We start from the raw sequence: 21452 nt of genomic DNA on the forward strand, positions 1-21452 counted from the left end.
ACGCGTCCAGGACGCGGCCGTGGAAATGGTGGACCGCGTGCTCCGACTCCCCGATCAACGAGCTGCGCGAGCTGATCAGCGCGAACCTGGCCGCCTTCGACCGCCGTGCGGCGGCCGCGGCCGAGGGGATCCGCCGGGCGGCGGTCACGGTGTGCGTCCTTGAGGACTCCGAGCGCCGCCCGTACACCGTCCTGATCCAGCGGGCGCCGCGCGGGCGGAACGCGGGGCAGTGGGCGCTGCCCGGCGGGCGGCTCGACGACGGGGAGCGGCCGCTGGAAGCGGCGCTGCGGGAGCTGGCCGAGGAGGTCGCGGTCACAGGGGTGGACGTGGTGGGCCTCCTGGACGACTTCGTGACCGACTCCGGCTTCGTCATCACGCCTGTGGTGGCCTTCGGCGGCCGGCAGCAGCCGGTGGGCGACCCGCGCGAGGTGGCCTCGGTGCACGCGGTGCCGCTGGAGCGCTTCCTGGCGCCCGGGGTGCCGCGCTGGCGCAACGGGCTGCTGCAGATGCCGCTGGGCCCGTCGATCGTGGTCCACGCGCCCACGGGGGCGATTTTGTGGCAGTTCGCCGAAGTGGCCCTCCGGGGGCGTGAGCTGCGGGTCCTCGACGTGGCCCAGCCCGGCTGGACCAGAACGTGACCGAATCTTGGGGGCTGATGGAATACGACCGGCCCGATGTCCGTTAGAGTCGAAAGGCCGATGTGGTCTGTGTCCCCCGGGCCGCAAATTACCGCCTTCACGGAATACCGTTCGGCTGGAGCCGTGTTGTGCACCTCGCCGAGGAGGCGACCGCCACATCGGCCTTAATGCTTTTCAGGCGCCCCGTCCACCCGGCGGGGCGCCTGCTTTATGGTGGGGTGGCCGATCGACGATCAGTCCAGGAGAGCCGTTGCTGTACGAAGTGGTCAAGTTCGCCGCGTCGCCGCTCGCGCAGGTGATGTGCCGCCCGCACATCACCGGGGCGGTGAACGTGCCGAGGAAGGGGCCCGCGATCCTGGCGGCGAACCATCTGTCGGTGCTCGACTCGTTCCTGCTGCCCGCGCTGCTGCCGCGGCACGTCACCTTCGTCGCCAAGAACGAGTACTTCTCCGGCAACCCGGTCTCCGGCTGGTTCATGCGCCTCGGTGGCAGCCTGCCCATCGACCGTGACAGCGCGCACGCCGCGCAGACGATGCTCGACTCGGCGGCCGACCTGCTGGAGCAGGGCGAGCTGTTCGGCATCCACCCCGAGGGCACCCGCTCCCCCGACGGCCGCCTCTACCGGGGCAAGATCGGCGTTGCCTGGCTGGCCTTGAAGACCGGCGCTCCGGTGCTGCCGGTGGCGCTCAGCGGCACCGAGAAGGTGCTTCCCGTCGGGGCCAAGGTGCCCCGTCCGGCGCGGATCGGCATCGCGATCGGCGCGCCGCTGCGGTTCGAGGGCGACCACCGCAACGCGCGCGACCGCCGCAGGGTGACGGACGAGATCATGGCCGGTATCCAGAAGCTGTCGGGGCAGGAGTACGTCCCCGCCTATGCCGCGAGTTTCAAAACCTCTAGCGGTATGTCCTAATTTGCCGACTATGCTGCGGTACCTGCCGACGACCAGGGGGCTGAGCAGTGGCACGTGGCCGGACCATCGCGATCGTATCCACCGTCACCGTGCTGGCGGTGGGTGCCGCCGGCGGCGGCGCGTACTACCTGCTGCGCACGCGCGGCACGCCGGGCGAGAGCGCCCAGCGCTTCGCCGCCGCCTGGCAGTCGGGCAACAAGGCGGGCATGACCGCGGAGCTGGCCGCGCCGCAGTCGCTGGCCGCCTATGACCAGATGAGAGCCGGGCTCGCGGTCGAGTCCATGGCGGTCAAGCTCGGCCAGGTCGCCGAGCGCGACGACCGGGCCAGCGTCCCCTACACGGCGACGCTGAAGCTGAAGAACGTCGGCGAGTGGAGCTACCAGGGCAAACTCGACCTCAAGGTGACCGACCGCACCTGGAAGGTCGACTGGACTCCCGCGGCGCTGCACCCGTCCATGACCTCGGGCGCCACCTTCGCGCTCAAGACGAGCTGGCCGCAGCGCGCCTCGATCACCGACGCCCACGGAGGGCGCATCGACGACGGCACCGTCGGCGGGTCGGTGCAGCAGCTCGTCGGCTACCTCGACAAGGCCACCAAGAAGGACGTCGCCAAGCTCGGCGCCTCCTACAAGGTCGGGCAGGCCATCGGCAGGGGCGGGCTGCAGGAGACCTTCCAGAAGCAGCTGGCGGGCACTCCCACGACCGAGATCCAGCTCGGCGGCAAGACGCTGGAGAAGATCGACGGCGCCGACGGCGAGGGCGTCAAGACCACGCTCGACCCGCGCGCCCAGGCCGCCGCGGTCGCCGCCGTCAAGGACATGAAGAAGCCCACCTCGATGGTGGCGATCAAGCCGAGCACCGGCGAGATCCTCGCCGTGGTCAACAACCAGGGCGGCTTCAACCGGGCACTGGACGGTCGCTACCCGCCCGGCTCGACCTTCAAGGCCGTGACCGCGATCGGGCTGCTGGAGGCCGGGCTGTCACCGCAGGACAAGGTGAACTGCCCCAAGTACGCCAACGTGGGCGGGCTGAAGATCCGTAACTCCGAGGAGGAGGAGTTCGGCTCGCTGTCGTTCCTGGACTCCTTCGCCCACTCGTGCAACACCACCTTCGCGCCGCTGGCCGAACAGCGGCTGGGCGCCGACAAGCTGCTGAAGACGGCCGAGGAGGTCGGCTTCAACCAGCCGCTCAACATCGGCCTGCCCGCCACCAAGGCCAGCTTCCCCAGGGCCCAGTCCGACGCCGAGCTGGCCGCCGAGGCGTTCGGGCAGGCCCGGATCACCGCCAGCCCGCTGTCGATCGCCTCGGTCGCCGCCGCGATCGCCGACGGCACCTGGCGTCCGCCCACGCTGGTGCCCGAGCTGAAGCAGAAGGCCACCGAGCAGGCGCTGCCCAGCGGGGTCACGTCCAAGCTGCACTCCATGATGGCGGCGGTGGTGACCAAGGGGACCGCCCGGGGGGCCGGGCTGCCGTCCGGCACGATGGGCAAGACGGGCACGGCCGAGTTCGGCACCGGCGACAAACTCGACACGCACGCCTGGTTCATGGGGTTCAAGGGGGATGTGGCCTTCGCCGTGGTGGTGGAGGGCGGCGGCACCGGCGGCAAGGTGGCCGCCCCCGTCGCCGCCACCTTCCTGAAGCGTCTCTAGCAGGGCGGCCGCCTTCCAGGAGGGCCTGCCATGGCCGCCGCCCTCCTGGACAACCTCAAGCGGACTGGCCGCCGCCTCCCCGTAGGGGCCGGCGCCACCGTCGCCCCGGGCTCCTCAGGCCAGGAACGAGCGCACCGCCTCCGCCACCTTGGCCGGGGCGCCGCGGAAGTCGGCGTTGCTGGTGGCGTTGTGGCCGAGGCCGGGCAGACGCGTGCGGGTCGCGTGCGGCAGAACCCGTTCCAGGGCGTCCAGCGCCGCTTTCATGTAGGCGGGGCTCTTGGCGCCGCCGAGCAGCAGCACCTCGGCACGGACGTCGCGGTAGTCGTCGAGGGATCGGGCCGTCTCGGCGACCACCTGGGCGTCGTAGTGCACCGTGGGGGCCAGCGCGCGGAACGTCGGCTCGTCACCGGCGCCGCCGCGGTCCTGGGCGGCCAGCATCCGTCCGGTGACGAACTCCAGTAGCCCTCGGGGCATGATGTTGAAGACGGGCGGCCCCATTTTGATCGCCAGCATGGCGGTCACCAGCGCGGCGGCGGTCCTGCCCTCGGCGATCTCGCGGTCGAAGCGCGGCAGCCAGCCGCTGGAGAGGGAGCCGTCGAGGTCCAACGGCGGGTCGAAGATGACCGCCTTGCGCAGGGCCGGCTGGACGAGCGCGGTGCGCAGAGTGATGATCGCGCCGGCGCTGACACCGATGACGCGCTCCGCGCCGGTGGCGGTGAGCAGCGCGTCGAGGTCCTCGACCTCCCGCTCGACGCTGTAGTCGCCGTAAGGGCCGCTACGGCCGCGCCCGCGCCGGTCGGGCAGGTGGCAGGTGAAGCTTCCGGACAGAGCCTGGGCCAGTTCGAGCTGGCTGTGGCCGGCCTGCATCATGCCGTGCAGCACGACGACGCCGGGGCCGCGCCCGAGCGTGCGGTAGCTGATGACGGTGCCGTCGCGGGAGGTGACAGCGCTGGTCACAGTGCTGATCTTGGTGCTGATCTTGGTGCTGGCCTTGGTGCTGGTCACAGTGCTGGTCTTGGCGCTGGTCTTGGTGCGCATGGACGTACTCCCCTTGTGGGTCTTGGTCGGGGAGCCCGGCTATCCTTACGGTTGCCAACTCGTGGCCGGGCCCCCTCACCGGGTGATCGGTTCGAGGTCGAGGGCTCCGGCGGCGGTGTTCCAGCACCATCGCCGGGGCCCTGGTTTCGTCAGTCGCCGCCCCTTTCCGCCAGGTCCGCCAGCTCGGGCGACATGTCGCCGGTGCGGTGGTAGGCGCGCCACTGTTCGAGGTCGGGGAAGCGCCCGCTGGTCAGCTCGTCGACCAGTTCCTGAGTCCAGGCGGCCTCCGCCTCGCCGACGGCCAGGGCGTACTCCGACTCGATGACGAACAGCCGCGGAAGTTGCGCGCGTTCGCGCGCCAGCCTCTCGCGGTCGGCCGCGAGCCGCTCACGCAGCCGGTCGACCCGCCGCCGGAGCAGCCGCACCACCTCATCAGGGCCGAGGCCGGCCATCACCGACAGGCCCGCCTCGAACGATGACGGCTCCCGCTCCGGGGTCGACAGCAGGTCCCTCGTCCAGTCGGCGAGCTCTTCGCGGCCCGCGTCGGTGACGCGGTAGACGGTCCGCTCGGGACGGCCGCCCTGCCGGGCGCTCTCGACGGCCTCGATCAGGCCGTGCTTGTCCATGTTCCGCACGACGGTGTAGAGGGAACCCCATTTGATCTTCATGTCCTGGTCCTTGTCGCGTGCGCGCAGGACCGAGGCCATCTCGTAGGGGTGCATCGGGCGCTGCACCAGCGCCGACAGGATCGCGAGCGCCAGCAGGTTGCCGACCTTGCGCCGTTTCATCATCAGACCACCTCGCCTACGATTACTCGTACGCGAGCATACGTCTGCGAGTAATAGGCGTCAAGACGGCTGGAATCGCGGCACAGCTCCAGCCACCACGTGATCACGCAACCCCGCGCTGAGCGCTCGCCGGTTTCGGGACGACGCCCAACGTCACTGATCCGACACGTTGCGCCGATATTCATCTCGCCGCACTCCCAACATCGGAAAACAATGGCATCGACCCACTTTTCCGCCATTTGCCGTACTTCTGGCCCGTCATTGAGAGGCCGGGGGAAGCACAGCCCGAACCTCTCGAAACGGTGTTGAGACGCAGGTCGAACGCGCACGGCGAGCCGTCAGCACGGAATGCCGCGATTCCCCCGCACGTCCGGATAATTACCGATATGTAGTGATGTGCCGGAAATGAGGCTTTGCTTCTCGCCGGGAGATTCCGTCAGGGGGCGCGATTAGTCTGAGTGATGTTCAGCGCCGAAAATCGGCGTATCCCGGGATTTCGAAATCCGACGCTCGCCATCCACCCCCGGCCCGCCCGGGGCATGATCTCAGGGAGTGATCTCTGATGCTCAAGCGTCTGCTGCTCACCGCCGCGCTGGCGGCGTCCACGCTCCTCGTCACCGGATCCATCAGCACGCCCGCACAGGCCGCCGACGCGAGCCGATGTGCGTCCGCCAAGCAGATCACGCTCACGCCCGCCAGGACGGCCAGAAGGTGCGAGTGGAGGCGGGGCTGCTACTACTGCTACCGGAGCGGACACTGGAACCGCGAGTACTGCCGGGGCGGCGGAGGCCGCTATGGCGACCACCGGTACGGCGAATACCGCTACGGCGAACACCACGAGAACGACCACCACCGTACCGGTGAGCGCGGCGGCCACTGAGCGAAAACGCGTGTGCACCGCAACTCCGCGAGGCCACCGCCTCGCGGGGTTGCCCGCGTATTCGACACGCCGAGACAGTTTGCCGGGCCCGGGATCATCGGCCAGAAGACGGAAGGCCCGAGGGAAGGAGGGAAGGGCCGCCGGGGCGTGACGAGTGAGCGGCCAGGCGGGGATGTCAGAAGGCGGCGAGGGCGAGGGCGGCCGCCTCGTGGCGGAGTACCAAAATCAGGAGAGAGGCGATCAACGTCGCGATGAGCAGCCAACTGATCGCGATGATCACAGTCGAACGACGCGGGCGACGCCGGACGGGACGCTCCCGGTGGGCTCTCGCCTCACTGCGGCGCACCCGCTCGTTGAACGACTCAAGACGCGCGACCAGTCGCGGATCGTCATCGACGAGGTGCTGCTCAATCTGAGCCAGCATTCGCTCCTCGTCCTGCGACCAGGCCATAGGTGCACCTCCGGAACGCAAGCTCTGTTCGAGGTTTCTGCCCAACCCTGAAGATCATTAGCCCCCGCCTGGCCAGGTAATTGCAACCTCTTTCCATTTGCGATCAACCTCGAATGCTTGTTCTAATCATGGCATGCGCTGGGACAACCTCCGTCTGGCCGATCCCGGCCCAGGCGATCCGGCCGTGCCGCTGTTCGCCTGCGGCGCGGTCACCCGCACCTTCGACACCCCCGAGTTCCGGGGGATGACCTTCTACGAGATCCAGGCCCGCTCGATCATCAACCGGGTTCCGGGCGCCAGCCGGGTCCCGTTCGAATACACGATCAATCCCTACCGGGGCTGCGGTCATCGCTGCGTCTACTGCTTCGCCAGGAAGACACACGAGTACCTCGACCTCGACTCGGGGGCCGACTTCGACTCGAAGGTGGTGGTGAAGGTCAACGCCGCCGAACTGGCCAGGAAGGAACTGGCCGCGCCGCGCTGGCGGGGCGACCACGTGGCCATGGGCACCAACGTCGACCCCTACCAGCGGGCCGAGGGCCGCTACCGGCTCATGCGCGGCATCCTGGCCGCGCTGCGCGATGCGGCCAATCCGTTCTCGGTGCTGACGAAGGGCACACTCATCCTGCGCGACCTCGATCTGCTGACCGAGGCCGCGGACGTGACCGACGTCAGCGCCAACATGTCGGTCGGGTTCGTCGACTCCGGTGTCTGGCGCTCCGTCGAGCCGGGCGCCCCCGACCCGCGCCGCCGCCTGGAGGCGTGCGCGACGCTCAACGACAACGGCGTCGCCTGCGGCGTGCTGATGGCGCCCATCCTCCCCTATCTCACCGACTCCCCCGCCCAGCTGGAGCAGACGGTCAGGGAGATCGCCCAGGCGGGCGCGACCCACGTCGTCCCCATCATGCTGCACCTGCGTCCCGGAGCACGCGAGTGGTGGATGGCGTGGCTGTCTCGTGAGCATCCGCGGCTGGTGCCGCGCTACCTGGAGCTGTACGGCAGGGGCTCGTACGCGCCCAAGGCGTATCAGCAGCGCGTCGCCGGCCAGGTCAGAGAGCTGGCGGCACGACACGGCGTCGGCCGGGCCACCCCCGCCATGGCGCGCCGTGTCCCGCCACGCCCGGAGCCCGAGTCCGAGGCCGCGCCGCAACAGCTCAGACTCCTCTAGCGCGACACTTCCCGACGGGTGAGTGCCGCGAAAATCGCTGGCCGTCGTCTCCGGGGCGGTGGCACGATGGGCGGGCACGTGCAGTCGACCTTCAGGAGCTTGTGATGCGGCGGGGCCACGACATCTCCCAGCGCCCCATTCGCACGAGAGTTCTCGAAGGCTCACGCACGCATGCACATCCTGAACATCGGCATCCTCGCGCACGTAGACGCGGGCAAGACCAGCCTCACTGAGCGGCTGCTGTTCCAGGCCGGCGCCATCGACCGGCTCGGCAGCGTCGACGAGGGCAGCACCCAGACCGACAGCGGCGACATCGAGCGCCGCCGTGGCATCACCATCCGTACCGCCGTCGCCTCCTTCACCGTGGAAAACCTTCGGATCAACCTCATCGACACGCCGGGGCACGCGGACTTCGTCGCCGAGGTCGAGCGGGCGCTCGGCGTCCTCGACGGCGCCGTGCTGGTGCTGTCGGCGGTCGAGGGGGTTCAGCCGCACACCCGGGTCCTGATGAAGACGCTGCGGCGGCTGCGGCTGCCTACGCTGATCTTCGTCAACAAGATCGACCGGGCGGGGGCTCGGGAGCGGGAGGTACTGGCCGCGATCCGGCGGTGGCTCTCCCCGTACAGCCCGGCGCTGAACACCGTCCAGCGGATCGGCACGCGCGACGCCCGCACGACGCCCCTGCCAGGTGGTACGAACTGGCCGTCCGTTGGCGGACACTCCCGGCGCCCGCTGGATGTGCTGCTGGAGCCGCTGATCGAAGGGGCTGGTGGGCTGGCAGAGGTGCTGGCGGAGCACGACGACGGGCTGTTGGAGGTGCTCGTCGAGGGGCGGGAGCCCGGGAGGGCGCGGGTACGAGCGGCGCTGGAGCGGCAGTGTGCTGATGGCGTGCTGCATCCGGTGCTGTTCGGCTCGGCGATGACCGGTGAGGGGGTCGGCGATCTGGTCGACGCCTTCGCCTTGCTACCCGCCGTCCACACTGAACCCGCGGAGCGCACCGAGCCCGCCGTCCACACTGAGCCCGCTGAGCCCGCTGAGCCCGCCGAGCACGCCGAGCACGCCGTCCGCAAAGAGCCGACTGTGCGCGCAGAGGCCGGCGGGCGTGCCGAGAGTCCCGGGCGTACCGGAGCGGCGGAACGAGCCGAACCGGCCGGGGTGGCGGGGCTTGGCGGGGTCGGTGGGCAAATTGAGGGGGTGGTGTTCGCGATCGAGCGTGGGGGTGCCGGGGAGAAGCTGGCCTACGTCCGGATGCGGTCGGGGACGTTGCGGGCCCGCCAGCGCGTCACGCTCTACCGGCGGTTGCCCGGCGGGGGCGTGGAGGAGTACGGCGGGCGGGTGAGCGGGCTGCGGGTGAGCGGGCTGTGTGCGCACGGGACGGAGGGGCCCGTGGCGGGCCCCGGGGACATCGCGCTGGTGTGGGGCGTGCCCGAGGTGCGCGTGGGCGACTGCCTGGGACGTCCGCCCGAGCCCGGCCGGCAGCCGTACTTCGCGCCCCCGAGTCTGGAGACGGTCGTCAGGGCGCGCGTCCCGGAGCAGCAGGCGCGGCTGCACGCGACGCTGGCCGGGCTGGCCGAGCAGGACCCGCTGATCGCGACCCGCACGCTGGACGGCGGCGAGACGTCCGTGCTGCTGTACGGGGAGGTGCAGAAGGAGGTCATCGCCGAAACCCTCGCAGGGCTCGGCGTGGACGCGGTGTTCGAGCCGAGCAGGCCCGTCTACCTGGAGCGTCCGGTGGGCACGGCGGAGGCGGTGGAGGAGATCCAGCGCCATGGCCGCAACGAGCTGTGGGCGACGGTCGGGCTGCGGGTGGAGCCCGGGCCGGTCGGGTCGGGCGTCGGATACCGGCTGGGGGTGGATCTGGGGTCGCTGCCTCTGGCCTTCCACCGGGCGATCGAGGACAGCGTCCGCGACGCGCTGCGCCGGGGGCCGCACGGCTGGCCGGTCACCGACTGCCTGGTCACGCTCGTCCGTACCGGGTATGCCAGCCCGGTGAGCACGGCGGGCGACTTCCGGGCCCGCGCGCCGGTCGTGCTGGCGCGGGCGCTGCGTCTGGCCGGGACCCGGGTCTATGAGCCGTGTCACCGGTTCGAGGTGGAGATCCCGCCGCCTGCGCTGAGCGCGGTCACGGCGAGGCTGGCGGTGCTGGGCGCCGACGTCGCGGGGTGCGTGCAGCGGGACGAGGGGTGGTCGGTGAACGGCGACATCCCGGCGAGGACGGTGCACGCGTTCGAACGGGAGTTGCCGGGGCTGTCGCACGGCGAGGGCGTGTGGTGGTCGCAGCCGTCGGGCGACCGTCCCGTCCGTCCTGCGCGTCACAGGTGAACCGCTGCGCGCCATAAGTGATATGTCGGGTTTCTGTGTCGAATGGGTATTAACGGCACTGGTGTACTCAAGGGGGGCACCGCATCTGACAGGGGGAAAGACCATGGCAGAGATGAAGAAGAAACCGTCCGCCAAGACCGGCAAGGCGAAGAAGCAGTCGATCAAGACCAGCCGGCAGGTCAAGGAGACCAAGAAGGAAACCAGGAAGCCAGACGAGACCTGATCCGGTGACCCGGCCGGACAGCCGGGGCCGTCGGTCCCGGCTGTCCGGCAGGTCCAGCCGCTGGTCACCACGCGTCTCCCCCGCACTCGGACGCCCCATGCAACCTTGAGGGGTTTTATGGCGTCTAAGGATCAAAGGCGGGGATAGCGTCACGGGGATGTACGGGGCACTCCGCCGAAGCGAGACAATTGCCGGTGGTGAGGAGGTCTCACCACCGGCCATGCGTATGGTGACTCACTCAACAAAGGGGACCTCTCAGTGCGCGCACTGGCACGGAAGGGCAAGGCGGCCGTCGGCCGGCTGTACAGGGGATACAACCGGCGCCGGGTGCGCAAGGCGCCGCCGCCCTCCACCCATCAGATCAGGATCCTGCTGCTGCACGCCTACGGCATGGGCGGCACGATCAGGACGGTGTTCAACCTCGCCAGCTACCTGGCCAGGGAGCACGACGTCGAGATCGTCAGCATCCTGAAGGAGGCCGAGGAGCCGTTCTTCCCGATCGACCCGCGGGTCAAGTTCCGCTTCCTGGACGACCGGCTCCACCCCAGCCCCGACCCGCTGCGCGCGATGCTGTCGAAGATGCCCAGCCGCCTCATCCCCCCGGACGAGAGCGCCTACCACCGCTTCAACCTGTGGACCGACCTCAAGCTGGCCCGCTACATCCGCTCCCTCGACACCGGTGTGCTCATGGCCACCCGGCCCGGACTCAACCTGGCCACGGCCCAGTTAGCGCTACCGAGCGTGATCACCGTCGGCCAGGAGCACGTGGCCCTGCGCACCCAGGCCGAGTCGATGCAGGAGCTCATCAAGTGGCGCTACCGCCGCTTCGACGCCCTGGTCACGCTCACCAAGGCGGACCTGCGCGACTACCGCAACACCCTGCCGAAGAAGCCCAAGAAGCTGGCCCGCATCCCCAACGCGGTGCCGCCCATGACCGGTGACCTGGCCAAGCTCGACTCGAAGATCGTCATCGCCGTGGGCCGTATCACCCGGCTCAAGGGTTTCCACCGCCTCATCACCGCCTGGGAGACCGTCGCCGCCGCCCACCCCGACTGGACGCTGCGCATCTTCGGCGCCGGGCCGCAGGAGGACAACCTGCGCGCCCAGATCGCCGAGGCCGGGCTCGAGGGCAAGGTCGAGCTGCCCGGCCCCACCTCCGACGTCGGCGCCGAGCTGGAGAAGGCGTCCGTGTTCGTGCTCAGCTCCCGGCACGAGGGCTTCCCGATGACGATCCTGGAGGCCATGGCCAAGGGGCTGTGCATCGTCAGCTTCAACAGCCCGCACGGCCCCAAGGAAATGATCACGGACGAGGTCGACGGGATCCTGGTCAAGCCGCGCACCAACGCCAACCTCGCCGCGTCCATCATGCGGGTCATCGAGGACGAGGAGCTGCGCCGCAAGCTGGCCGCCGGAGCCCTGGAGACCGCCCGCACCTACGACGTGGACGCCGTCGGCGCCCAGTGGGACGCGCTGCTCGACGAGCTGCTCGCCCGCCGCAACGGCACCTACGTCAAACCTCCGACCCCGTCAGCTCCACCGGCTCAGCAATGACGTCCACCAGGGCGCCGTTGCGGTAGACCGTGATCGGCAGCGGCTGGCCGATCGCGTCGGCGAACATCAGCCGCTGCAGGCTCTGCGCGTCGCCCACAGGGGTGCGTCCCGCGCTCAGCACCAGGTCGCCCGCCCGCAGGCCCGCCCGGTCGGCGGGCGAGGCGGGCACCACCTCCACCACCCGCAGCGCGTTGTCCTGCCCGGTGCGCAGGCGCAGCGCCTCGGCCAGCGGCGCGGGCGAGGTCACCAGCCCCAGGAACGCCCGCCGCACCCGGCCGTCCTTGATCAGCGCGCCGATGATGGAGCGGGTCGTGGTGTTGATCGGCACGGCCAGCCCCACCCCGACGCCGGCCACGGCGGTGTTGATCCCGACCACGTGGGCGTGCGCGTCGGCCAGCGCGCCGCCCGAGTTGCCGGGACTGAGGGCGGCGTCGGTCTGGATGACGTCCTCGATCAGGCGGACGGCGGAGCCGCTGCGCGCGGGCAGCGACCTGCCGAGCCCGGAGACGACCCCGGCGGTCACCGACCCGGCCAGCCCGAGAGGGTTGCCCACCGCGATCACGAGCTGGCCGACCACCAGCTCGTCGCTGTCGCCCAGCTCGGCGGGCAGCGGCGCGGGCCCGAGCGATCGGATCACCGCCAGGTCCGACAGCGGGTCGCGGCCCACTACCAGGAACTCGCCCGACGTCCCGTCGGCGAACGCGACGGTCCCCGACCGCGCCGACCCCACCACGTGGGCGTTCGTCAGGAGGAACCCGTCGGCCGTGAACACCACCGCGGAACCGCTGCCACGATCCGTCCGCACGCTGGCCACCTTCGGCAGCAGCTCGGCAGCCACGGACGAGACGACGCTCGAGTAGGCGTCGAGGGGATCCGCCATCACGCGCACTCCTTTGCTTACAGGATTACACGGTAACTCCGTAGCGCCCCGAACGCACTCACACCAGCGCCTGCGCCAGCGCGGCGCCGACGTACGCGGCGCCCAGGCCCGCCACGACGCTGGCCGCCGCGTTGGCCACCGCGTGGAAGCGCGCCCGCTCCTCCACCAGCCGCACCGTCTCGTACCCCAAGGTCGAGTACGTGGTCAGCGCCCCGCAGAAGCCCGTGCCGGCCAGCGCCGTCCAGCCATCGGCCGCGGGCAGCGCCGCCAGGAAGCCCAGCAGAGCCGAACCCCACACGTTCACCGTGAGAGTCCCCCACGGGAACACCGTGTCGTGGCGGGCCTGCACCAGCCGATCGGCCAGATACCGCAGCGGCGCGCCCAGCGCCGCGCCCAGCGCCACCAGCAGCACGGTCGTCGGCGCGGTCATCGGGCCGCCCGCACCGGACGGCCCGCCGCCAGACGGGCCAGCCGCATCCCCGCGACCACCGCCACGAGCGCCGCCGCCATGGTCGCCACCAGGTACACCAGCCCGATGACCGGCGCCCCCAGGCCGATGACCCGCTGGATGTCCACCACGTAGGTGGAGAACGTGGTGAACCCGCCCAGCACGCCCACTCCCAGGAACGGGCGCACCAGCCGGTGCGCCCGGCGCACCTCGGTGATCACCACCATGAGCACCCCGATCAGCAGGCATCCGGACACGTTCACCAGGAACGTCGGCCACGGAAACCCGGCGGGCGCCACCGGCAGCAGCGCCTGCACCGTGAAGCGCGCCAGCGCTCCCAGCACGCCGCCGGCGGAGATCACCGCGAGGACCGGCCAGTGCAGCTCCGCACGCTGATCGGCGAAATGGAGATCGACATCAGGGTCGACAGGACGTTCCGGCACGTGACGACTCCCCACAACCGAAAGGACCAGGGACCGTTGGCGACCTGCGCGGTTCCCTCACCGTGGAGGACGGCGGGCCCCACCGCCGCAGAACGCCACCCTACCGAACCCGCCACCTTGCCCAAGCCGTCGTGTCAACCACAGTGTCGAACCACACCAGAGCGGGAACTGTCCCACCAAGTGCCCATGAAACACGGCGGAGGCATGCTTGAGCACAAAGGACGCCGTCGCCATCCTGGCCGGAGCCGTACTCGTCGTATCCCTCTTCAGCAGCGGCAAGTCCACACCCGCCACCGCGGCCAGCCCCCTCGGCAACGCCACCGGCACCCGCCCGGGGCTCGCCCCCATCACCACCGACCAGGACAGGGCCGCCGCGCGCGCCCTCGTCAACCGCCTCACCGTCAAGGGCCAGGGCCCCAAGACCGGCTACCAGCGCACCCGGTACGGCGACAACTGGGCCGACACCGCCACCGGGGTCCCCTACGCGCGCAACGGCTGCCGCACCCGAGACGACCTGCTCGCCCGCGACGGCCAGGACGTCCGGTACCGCTCGGGGTCGCGCTGCGAGGTCGTCTCCATGCGCCTGGCCGACCCCTACACCGGCAGGACGATCGACTGGCGCAAGACGCGCGCGGACGCCGTCCAGGTCGACCACGTCATCCCGCTCTCCTATGGCTGGCGGATGGGCGCCAGGCACTGGCCGATGTCCAAGCGCCTCGACTTCGCCAACGACCCGCTCAACCTGCTGCCCGTGGACGGCGACGCCAACGAGGCGAAGGACGGCTCGGGCCCCGCCGGATGGCTGCCGCCCCAGCGCTCCGTCCGCTGCGCCTACGTCACCCGCTTCGCCCAGGTCGCCCTCAAGTACGGCGTCCCCGTCACCAGGGCCGACAAGGCCACCATGCTCGCCCAGTGCCGCTAACGCATGTCGAGCCACTCGAAGCCGTGCGCGAACGTCTGCTCGGCCAGCATCTGCTGGCCGAGCGCGTTCGGGTGGAAGTAGTCCCACTTGCTGAGGTGGTCCATGGTGAACGGGAAGGAGAACACCGCGCCCCCGTCACTGCGGCACATCTCCCCCAGCGCCGCGCACGACGCCGCCGCCTCCTCGTTGTAGTCCATCACCCGCTGCCGCACCCTGGCCCGCCGCTGCACGTCGGCCCGCTTCGTCGAGGCCGGGTTGGCCAGCATGGTCTGGCAGATCCTGCCCGCCGTCCAGAACGTCCGCGCCAGCGGGTTGCCCTTGCCCACCTGCCAGAGCCGCCGCAGGTCCGGGATGCTGGCCACGAACACCCGCACGTCCGGCAGCTCCGCGCGCAGCGTGCCCAGCGCCTGGTCGAACCGCCGCCGGTACACGTCCACCGGCGTCATGTCCTTCTCGGCGCGCACGCACGCGTCCTGCGCCCCGAGGAGAATCGTCACGTAGCCGGCCTTCGCCGCGACCGCCCGCTTCACCTGGCCCAGCAGGTCCGCGCTGGTCGAACCCGGCACCGCGAAGTTGAGGTTGTGCCCCTTGACCGACGTGTCGTGCGACAGCAGCCGCAGGTAGTGGCTGTTGACCCGCTGGTTGTCACCGGCCGCCCAGGACCGGGAGGTGCACGACACGTAGAAGCCGCACGCGTTGAACCCGGCGGACACCGAGTCGCCCAGCGCCGCCATCACCTGGGGCACTGGCTGGGCGGTGACGGCATCCGCCGTACCGGAGGCGGATAGGATGACGGCAGCGGCGAACAGGGGCGCCAGGCGAGGGATCATGGGGCCAAGGTAGGGAGTGGATCATCCGCCCACCATGACCTTCAGGCCACCCCTGCCATCTCAGAACCGACTTCATATCACCGCTTGACAGGCCCTCCCGGGCAGCGTCCACCCATTTCAGCAAAAGCTCCGCCCATTGCCGCCCCATGGCGGTTACCCGCCATTCACGGGGGCCCCAGTCGAACGTGTTCAGTTCCGGCATAGAGTGTCTCGGGTGAGTGTCGCGCTCGGAACAACCCGCCCGCTACCGGTTCGTACCACCCCCATCGGCGACCCCGGTGACCTGCTGGCATCCCTGCCACGAACCGCCCCCTACGCCTGGACCCGGCACGGCGAGGGGCTGGTCGGCTGGGGTGAGGCCGCCCGGGTGGCCGTCCCGCCCGGGCCCGGCAGGTTCGCGTGGGCCCGCGAGTGGCTCGGCTCCGTCTTCGGCGACGCCCACATCACCGATACCGTCCGCACCCCCGGCTCGGGCCCCGTCGCCTTCGGCAGCTTCACCTTCGACGAGGACGCCCCCGGCTCCGTCCTCGTCGTCCCCCAGGCCGTGCTCGCCCGGCGCGGCGGGCAGGCGTGGCTGACCACCATCGGCGACACCCACCTGGAGAGCATCACCCCCGTCACCGATCCCGGGCGCATCCGCTACGGCGACGGCAGTCTCAGCGCGCCCGCCTGGGAGCGAGTCGTCGCGCAGGCCGCCCGGCGCATCCGCGACGGCGAGCTGGAGAAGGTCGTCCTGGCCCGCGACCTGCTCGCCGTCGCCGAGCGCCCCATCGACGTGCGGCTCCTGCTCACCCGCCTGGCGCACCGCTACCCGGACTGCTACACCTTCTCCGTCGCGGGGCTCGTCGGGGCCACGCCCGAGCTGCTCATCCGCCGCACCGGCCAGGAGATCGAGTCTCTCGTGCTGGCAGGCACCACGCCGCGCGGCACCGGCCCCGCCGACGACTTCTCCCGCGGCGCCGCGCTGTTCGCCTCCACCAAGGACCGCCACGAGCACGAGTGCGCCATCGCCTCCGTCAGGCAGGCGCTCGCGCCGCTGTGCTCCTCCCTCACCACGCCCGACGAGCCGGAGCTGCTCGTCCTGCCCAACGTCCAGCACCTGGCCAGCCACGTCCACGGCCGGCTGGCCGACGGCGCGTCCGTCCTGGACGTGGTCGCCGCGATGCACCCGACCGCCGCCGTCGGCGGCACCCCGACCCGCACCGCCATCAACGTCATCCGCGAGCTGGAGGGGATGGACCGGGCAGGTTACGCCGGGCCGGTCGGCTGGATCGACGCGCACGGCGACGGCGAGTGGGGCATCGCGCTGCGGTCCGGGATCATCCAGGGGCGCCGGGCGCGGCTGTTCGCGGGCGGCGGCATCATGGGCGACTCCGACCCGGCCTCCGAGCTCGCCGAGGCGCAGGCCAAGTTCCGTGTCATGCAGTACGCGCTCGAAGGGTGATCAGCCGACGACGTGGATCTGCCTGCCGGCCTCGACGCGGGCCCGGCCGGCGGTCAGCGTCGCCACCCAGTCGGTGAAGCCGGCCACCTCGTCGTCGCCCACGGCCATGGCGAACACCACGTCAGAGCCGTAGGTCACGTCCTGGACCGGGTAGCGCGACGCCCTGAGGTCGTTCTCCACGCGCCCGGCCTGGTCGTGGGCCACCGCGACCCGCATGAGCCGCGCCGGCACCATGCGGACGGGCCGGGCCCGGTCGAGCGTCTCCGTCACCGCGGAGCCGTAGGCGCGCACCAGGCCGCCCGCGCCCAGCAGGATGCCACCGAAGTACCGGGTCACCACGGCCACGACGTCGCTGAAGCCCCGCCCCACCAGCGCCTGGACCATCGGCGTGCCCGCCGTGCCGCCGGGCTCGCCGTCGTCGTCGCCCTTCTGCGCCTGCTCAGCATCGGTGCCGATGACGTACGCGGTGCAGTTGTGGGTGGCGCCCGCGTGCAGGCGGCGGCGCTCGGCGATGAACGTCGCCGCCTCCTGCACCGTGGCCGCCGGGGCGACGGCGCAGAGGAAGCGGGAGCGGCGGGCCTCGGTCTCGTGTTCGGTGACGGTGTCGAGGGTCAGGTAGGACGCGGGCACGGCTCCAGGCTAGCGCCTTTACAATGTAGATCAAACAGCGGGATCGGGCGCCGTCCCGTCCGGAGAGAGCACGACGCACTGTCGCGGGCCGCCCGCCTGTGCATCCTGCACATGCGCCCGCGCCCTCGCCGACATACCGTTCGACGCATGACTTATCGCGTCGCCATGGACATCGGCGGTACGTTCACCGACGTCGTCTCCTACGACGAGGCAACGGGCGCCGTCGTGGCCTCGAAGGCCCCCACCACGCCGGGAGACCTCGCGGAAGGCGTCTTCGCCGCCCTGGCCAGGGTCGTGGCGGACCCGGCGGACATCTCCTTCTTCGTCCACGGCACCACGCAGGGCCTCAACGCGCTGCTCGAACGCACGGGCGCCCGGGTGCTGCTGCTGGCCGGCGAGGGCGGCAGGGACGTGTACCAGATCGCCCGCGGCAACCGCGACCGCATGTTCGACCTGCGCTACCGCAAGCCCGTCCCGCTCATCCCCCGCCAGGACGTCATGGAGGTCGCCGGCCGCCTCGACTGGCACGGCCGGGAGCTGACCCCGCTAAACGAAGACGCCGTGCGCCGGGCCGCCCGGCGGGCCCGCGACGAGGGCTTCGACGCGGTGGCCGTCTGCCTGCTGTTCTCCTACGCCGACCCGTCCCACGAGGTCCGGGCGGGCGAGATCCTGCGCGAGGAGCTCGGCGACGACGTCCTGGTGGTGCTCTCGCACGAGGTGGCCCGCGAGTGGCGCGAGTACGAGCGCACCTCCTCCGCCGTCCTGGAGGCCTACACGGGCCCGGTCGTGCGCCGTTACCTGGCCAGGATCGAGCAGCGCTTCGCCGAGCGCGGCCTGCCCGTGCCCGTGCACGTCATGCAGTCGTCCGGCGGCCTGGTCAACGCCTCGTACGCGATGCGGCGGCCCCTGCAGACGCTCCTTTCCGGGCCGGTCGGCGGCACCATGGGCGGCGTGGCCGTGTCCCGGCTGCTCGGCCGCGACAACGCGATCTGCGTCGACATGGGCGGCACCAGCTTCGATGTGTCGCTCGTCGTCGACGGCCGCCCCGACGTCAGCGCCGAGGCCCGCATCGAGGGCTTCCCCGTCCTGATGCCCGTCGTCAACCTGCACACCATCGGCGCGGGCGGCGGCTCCATCGCCTACGCCGAGGCGGGCGCGCTGCGCGTCGGCCCGCGATCCGCCGGCGCCGTCCCTGGCCCGGCCTGCTACGGCAGGGGCGGCACCCAGGCCACCGTCACCGACGCCAACGTAGTGCTGGGCCGCGTGGACCCGGCGTGGTTCGCCGGCGGCCTCATGACCCTGGACGTCGAGGCCGCCGGCACCGCCGTCGCCACCCTGGCCGAGGAGCTCGACCTCGACCCGCTCACCCTCGCCGAGGGCATCTGCGACGTGGCCAACGCCAAGATGGCGCAGGCCATCCGCACCCTCACCGTCGAGCGCGGCGTGGAGCCCCGCGACTTCGCGCTGGTCGCCTTCGGCGGCGCCGGCGCCATGCACGCCGTGTTCATCGCCCGCGAACTGGGCGTCTCCGAGGTCGTCGTCCCGCGCCACCCCGGCGCGTTCTCCGCCTGGGGCATGCTCGAGGCGGAGGTCCGGCGTGACCTGACCCACCCCTACTTCCGGCCCCAGGACGCGCTCGACGGCGCCGACATGGCCGCCCGCCTCGCCACCCTGGAGCAGGAGGCCCTGGACGCGCTCACCGGCCAGGGGGTGCCGCAGGACAGGCGCCGCGTCGAGCACTTCGTGAACATGCGCTACGAGGGCCAGGACTACACGCTGACCATCGCGCTGCGCGACGCCGACGAGCCCGCCGAGCCCGAGTTCCGCACCGAGGTCGCCGCCCGCTACGCCGAGGCCCACACCAGCCGTTACGGGCACGCCACGCCCGAGGCCCCGGTGGAGTTCGTCATGCTCCGCAGCACCGGGTTCGGCAGCTTCCCCCGCACCGCCGGCACCGTCCTGGAGGCGCCCGGCCACGAGGCGTCCGCCGTGCGGGACGTGATCTTCGACGGCGTGGTGCACACCACCCCCGTGCTGCGCCGCACCGCCCTGGACGGCGAGTTCTCCGGGCCGGCGATCGTGGTCGAGGAGACCGCGACCACCGTCATCCCTCCCGGCTGCCTCGCCGGCGTCGACGACAACGGATTCCTCATCATTAAGGTGGACAACCCCCAGTGATCGACCCCGTCACCACGGAGATCATCCGCTGCGCGCTCCTGCAGGCGGCGGAGGACATGAACACCACCCTCATCCGCAGCTCCTACACCCCCGTCATCTACGAGGCCAAGGACTGCGCGGTCGCCCTGCTCGACCGTGACCACAACGTCCTCGGCCAGTCGTCGGGGCTGCCGATCTTCCTCGGCAACCTGGAGGTCTGCACCCGCGAGACCGAGCGCATGTACGGGCGGGAGGTGTGGCAGGAAGGCGACGTGTGGGTGCTCAACGACTCCTACATCGGCGGCACCCACCTCAACGACGTCACCGTCTACGGCCCCATCTTCGTCGACGGCCAGCTCGCCGGGTTCGCCGCCTCCCGTGCCCACTGGCTGGACGTCGGCTCCAAGGACCCGGGCGGGTCCATGGACTCCACGTCCATCTTCCAGGAGGGGCTGCGGCTCGGCCCGGTCAAGGTCTACGCGGGCGGCCGGCCCTGCCGTGACGCGCACGAGGTGATCGCCCGCAATGTCCGCTTCCCGCACGCCACCCTCGGCGACATGCGCGCCCAGGTGAGCTGCGCCATGACAGGCCAGCGGCGGCTGCACGAGATCGTCTCCCGCTGGGGCCTGGACACCGTCATGGCCGCCCGCGACGAGATCTTCGCCCAGACCGAGCGGATGGAGCGCGCCGCCATCGCCGCCATCCCCGACGGCGTCTACCGGGCCGGCGGCCACCTGGACAACGACGGCATCGACCTCGGCACCCCGCTGCCGGTCAACGTGACCGTCACGGTCTCGGGCGAGTCCGTGCACGTGGACCTCACCGACTGCGCCGACCAGGCGACGGGCCCGGTCAACTGCGGCGCCGCCCAGGCGGTCGCCGCCGTCCGGGTCGGCTACAAGCTGCTCGTCTCCGGGGACGTGCCGCTGAACGGGGGCTCCTTCCGGCCGCTGTCGGTCGAGACGCGGCCCGGCTCCATGCTCGCCGCCCGGTCCCCGGCCGCCTGCCAGTACTACTACTCGCATCTCGGGCTGCTGATCGACCTCGTGGTCAAGGCGCTGGCCCCCGTCCTGCCGGACAAGGCCGCCGCCGCCTCCTACGGCGACTCCCTCATCGTCCAGTTCACCGGCACCGACCCGCGCACCGGCAAGCTGTACGTCTCCCAGGAGGCCACCGTCGGCGGGTGGGGCGCCTGGGACGGCGGCGACGGCGAGTCCTGCCTGATCAACAACGTCAACGGCTCGCTGCGGGACATGCCGATCGAGGTGCTGGAGACGCTGTTCCCCGTGCGCGTCACCCGGTACGAGATCCGCCCGGACACCGGCGGCGCGGGCCGATGGAGGGGCGGCAACGGCGTCGTGCGCGAGTACGAGTTCTGCGGCGACACCTCGCTGTCGCTGTGGTTCGAACGCTCGTTCACCCCCGCCTGGGGCCTGGCGGGCGGCGACGCGGGCGCGCCCCCGCGCGTCACCCTCAACCCGGGCACGGCGGACGAGCGCGAGATGCTGAAGGTCAACGCCCTTCCGGTCAAGGCGGGGGACGTGCTGCGCTGCGAGTCGGGCGGAGGCGGCGGCTACGGCCCCGCCGACCTGCGCTCGGCCGGGGCCGTCGCCGAAGACCTGGCCCAGGGCATGATCACTCGCTGACCACGTGGCAGGCGAGGTGCAGGGCCAGGCGGGTGGGCGCGTCCTCCAGGTCGCGCAGGACGGCGCTGGCCTCGTCCTGACGGCCGCGGGCGGCCAGCCAGTACGGCGACTCGGGCACCCACGCCTTGATCGCGAACGCCCACAGGCCGGCCGCGGCGCTGGCGATGACCACCACGTGCCAGGCCAGGCCGCCCAGCGTCACCGAGGCGCCGATCGCGGCGAGCATGCCGATCGGCCAGCCGATCGACAGGTAGACCGCCGGGCGGCCCCGATGGGCAGGGTCCTGACGTCGCTGGCGGTCATGGGGGGCTCCTCGGAGGGGGGCGCGAAGTATTGCCGCACGATATGGCCGCCCCCGTTCCGCTCCGTTGTGCGCACCGCCCTGCCCACCTGCCCGGCGCTGTGCGGCGTGCCCTGAGCCCACAGGATAAGGC

The 21452-nt window shown here is 71.2% G+C and carries 20 protein-coding genes; 11 read left to right on the forward strand and 9 right to left on the reverse strand.

Annotation, left to right across the window (positions count from 1 at the left end):
• Positions 1–86 precede the first annotated feature (86 nt).
• From ABZ297_RS27790 to ABZ297_RS27800, 3 genes are all read left to right on the forward strand, one after another.
• Positions 87–638, forward strand: coding sequence for a CoA pyrophosphatase (locus ABZ297_RS27790; RefSeq protein ID WP_355351698.1), 552 nt, complete (start codon positions 87–89; stop codon positions 636–638).
• 250 nt (positions 639–888) lie between these two features.
• Entirely contained in the window at positions 889–1548 is a 660-nt protein-coding gene (locus ABZ297_RS27795) for a lysophospholipid acyltransferase family protein (protein ID WP_355351613.1), read from the forward strand.
• Between the two features lie 47 nt (positions 1549–1595).
• Entirely contained in the window at positions 1596–3197 is a 1602-nt protein-coding gene (locus tag ABZ297_RS27800) for a penicillin-binding transpeptidase domain-containing protein (RefSeq protein ID WP_355351615.1), read from the forward strand.
• Positions 3198–3311: 114 nt separating this feature from the next.
• Here the strand turns inward: ABZ297_RS27800 and ABZ297_RS27805 are convergent, their stop codons facing one another.
• Both ABZ297_RS27805 and ABZ297_RS27810 read right to left on the reverse strand, forming a co-directional pair.
• The gene (locus ABZ297_RS27805; RefSeq protein WP_355351617.1) at positions 3312–4235 is read right to left on the reverse strand and encodes an alpha/beta hydrolase; all 924 of its coding nucleotides are present in this window, start codon (positions 4233–4235) and stop codon (positions 3312–3314) included.
• Between the two features lie 149 nt (positions 4236–4384).
• Positions 4385–5026: a PadR family transcriptional regulator gene (locus ABZ297_RS27810; RefSeq protein WP_355351618.1), complete on the reverse strand. Its 642-nt coding sequence runs from the start codon at positions 5024–5026 to the stop codon at positions 4385–4387.
• A 559-nt stretch (positions 5027–5585) separates the two neighbouring features.
• Here ABZ297_RS27810 and ABZ297_RS27815 point away from each other — a divergent pair.
• Complete coding sequence (locus ABZ297_RS27815; protein WP_355351620.1) at positions 5586–5903, forward strand: hypothetical protein; 318 nt, start codon at positions 5586–5588, stop codon at positions 5901–5903.
• Positions 5904–6078: 175 nt separating this feature from the next.
• Here ABZ297_RS27815 and ABZ297_RS27820 read toward each other — a convergent pair whose 3' ends face one another.
• Positions 6079–6354, reverse strand: a complete 276-nt coding sequence (locus ABZ297_RS27820; protein ID WP_350805990.1) for a DUF3040 domain-containing protein — start codon at positions 6352–6354, stop codon at positions 6079–6081.
• A gap of 133 nt (positions 6355–6487) precedes the next feature.
• Here ABZ297_RS27820 and ABZ297_RS27825 point away from each other — a divergent pair, with 133 nt between their 5' ends.
• The 3 genes from ABZ297_RS27825 to ABZ297_RS27835 all read left to right on the forward strand — a co-directional run bounded on the left by ABZ297_RS27825 (position 6488) and on the right by ABZ297_RS27835 (position 11618).
• Positions 6488–7522: an Rv2578c family radical SAM protein gene (locus tag ABZ297_RS27825; protein ID WP_355351623.1), complete on the forward strand. Its 1035-nt coding sequence runs from the start codon at positions 6488–6490 to the stop codon at positions 7520–7522.
• Between the two features lie 171 nt (positions 7523–7693).
• On the forward strand, positions 7694–9844 hold the full coding sequence (locus ABZ297_RS27830) for a translation factor GTPase family protein (protein WP_355351625.1): 2151 nt from the start codon (positions 7694–7696) through the stop codon (positions 9842–9844).
• 481 nt (positions 9845–10325) lie between these two features.
• Positions 10326–11618, forward strand: coding sequence for a glycosyltransferase family 4 protein (locus tag ABZ297_RS27835; protein WP_355351627.1), 1293 nt, complete (start codon positions 10326–10328; stop codon positions 11616–11618).
• Here ABZ297_RS27835 and ABZ297_RS27840 read toward each other — a convergent pair.
• From ABZ297_RS27840 to ABZ297_RS27850, 3 genes are read right to left on the reverse strand one after another with little or no spacing between them, the layout of a single operon-like run.
• Positions 11578–12498: a trypsin-like peptidase domain-containing protein gene (locus tag ABZ297_RS27840; RefSeq protein WP_355351700.1), complete on the reverse strand. Its 921-nt coding sequence runs from the start codon at positions 12496–12498 to the stop codon at positions 11578–11580. The genes ABZ297_RS27835 and ABZ297_RS27840 overlap by 41 nt on opposite strands.
• 58 nt (positions 12499–12556) lie before the next feature.
• Positions 12557–12928 carry a fluoride efflux transporter CrcB gene (gene crcB, locus ABZ297_RS27845; RefSeq protein WP_355351629.1) on the reverse strand — a complete coding sequence of 124 codons (372 nt, stop codon included), beginning with the start codon at positions 12926–12928 and terminating at the stop codon, positions 12557–12559.
• Positions 12925–13389, reverse strand: a complete 465-nt coding sequence (locus ABZ297_RS27850) for a CrcB family protein (RefSeq protein ID WP_355351631.1) — start codon at positions 13387–13389, stop codon at positions 12925–12927. The genes crcB and ABZ297_RS27850 overlap by 4 nt, the downstream gene beginning before the upstream one ends.
• A gap of 208 nt (positions 13390–13597) precedes the next feature.
• Between ABZ297_RS27850 and ABZ297_RS27855 the strand changes: the two genes are divergently transcribed.
• Positions 13598–14311 (forward strand): HNH endonuclease family protein, encoded by a 714-nt coding sequence (locus tag ABZ297_RS27855; protein WP_355351633.1) that lies wholly within the window; start codon positions 13598–13600, stop codon positions 14309–14311.
• Here the strand turns inward: ABZ297_RS27855 and ABZ297_RS27860 are convergent.
• The gene (locus tag ABZ297_RS27860) at positions 14308–15141 is read right to left on the reverse strand and encodes an SGNH/GDSL hydrolase family protein (protein ID WP_355351635.1); all 834 of its coding nucleotides are present in this window, start codon (positions 15139–15141) and stop codon (positions 14308–14310) included. The genes ABZ297_RS27855 and ABZ297_RS27860 overlap by 4 nt on opposite strands.
• Before the next feature lie 214 nt (positions 15142–15355).
• On the opposite strand from ABZ297_RS27860, the gene ABZ297_RS27865 reads away from it, so the two are divergent.
• On the forward strand, positions 15356–16585 hold the full coding sequence (locus ABZ297_RS27865; protein WP_355351637.1) for an isochorismate synthase: 1230 nt from the start codon (positions 15356–15358) through the stop codon (positions 16583–16585).
• Here ABZ297_RS27865 and ABZ297_RS27870 read toward each other — a convergent pair whose 3' ends face one another.
• Positions 16586–17215, reverse strand: coding sequence for a YigZ family protein (locus tag ABZ297_RS27870; RefSeq protein ID WP_355351639.1), 630 nt, complete (start codon positions 17213–17215; stop codon positions 16586–16588).
• 147 nt (positions 17216–17362) lie between these two features.
• Between ABZ297_RS27870 and ABZ297_RS27875 the strand changes: the two genes are divergently transcribed.
• Both ABZ297_RS27875 and ABZ297_RS27880 read left to right on the forward strand, forming a co-directional pair.
• Positions 17363–19393 carry a hydantoinase/oxoprolinase family protein gene (locus ABZ297_RS27875; RefSeq protein ID WP_355351641.1) on the forward strand — a complete coding sequence of 677 codons (2031 nt, stop codon included), beginning with the start codon at positions 17363–17365 and terminating at the stop codon, positions 19391–19393.
• On the forward strand, positions 19390–21018 hold the full coding sequence (locus ABZ297_RS27880; RefSeq protein WP_355351643.1) for a hydantoinase B/oxoprolinase family protein: 1629 nt from the start codon (positions 19390–19392) through the stop codon (positions 21016–21018). Before ABZ297_RS27875 ends, ABZ297_RS27880 begins: the two co-directional genes overlap by 4 nt.
• Here the strand turns inward: ABZ297_RS27880 and ABZ297_RS27885 are convergent.
• Complete coding sequence (locus ABZ297_RS27885) at positions 21008–21442, reverse strand: MFS transporter (protein WP_355351645.1); 435 nt, start codon at positions 21440–21442, stop codon at positions 21008–21010. The genes ABZ297_RS27880 and ABZ297_RS27885 overlap by 11 nt on opposite strands.
• Between the last annotated feature and the right edge of the window lie 10 nt (positions 21443–21452).

The sequence above is a fragment of the Nonomuraea sp. NPDC005983 genome (assembly GCF_040614375.1).
Lineage (GTDB): Bacteria > Actinomycetota > Actinomycetes > Streptosporangiales > Streptosporangiaceae > Nonomuraea.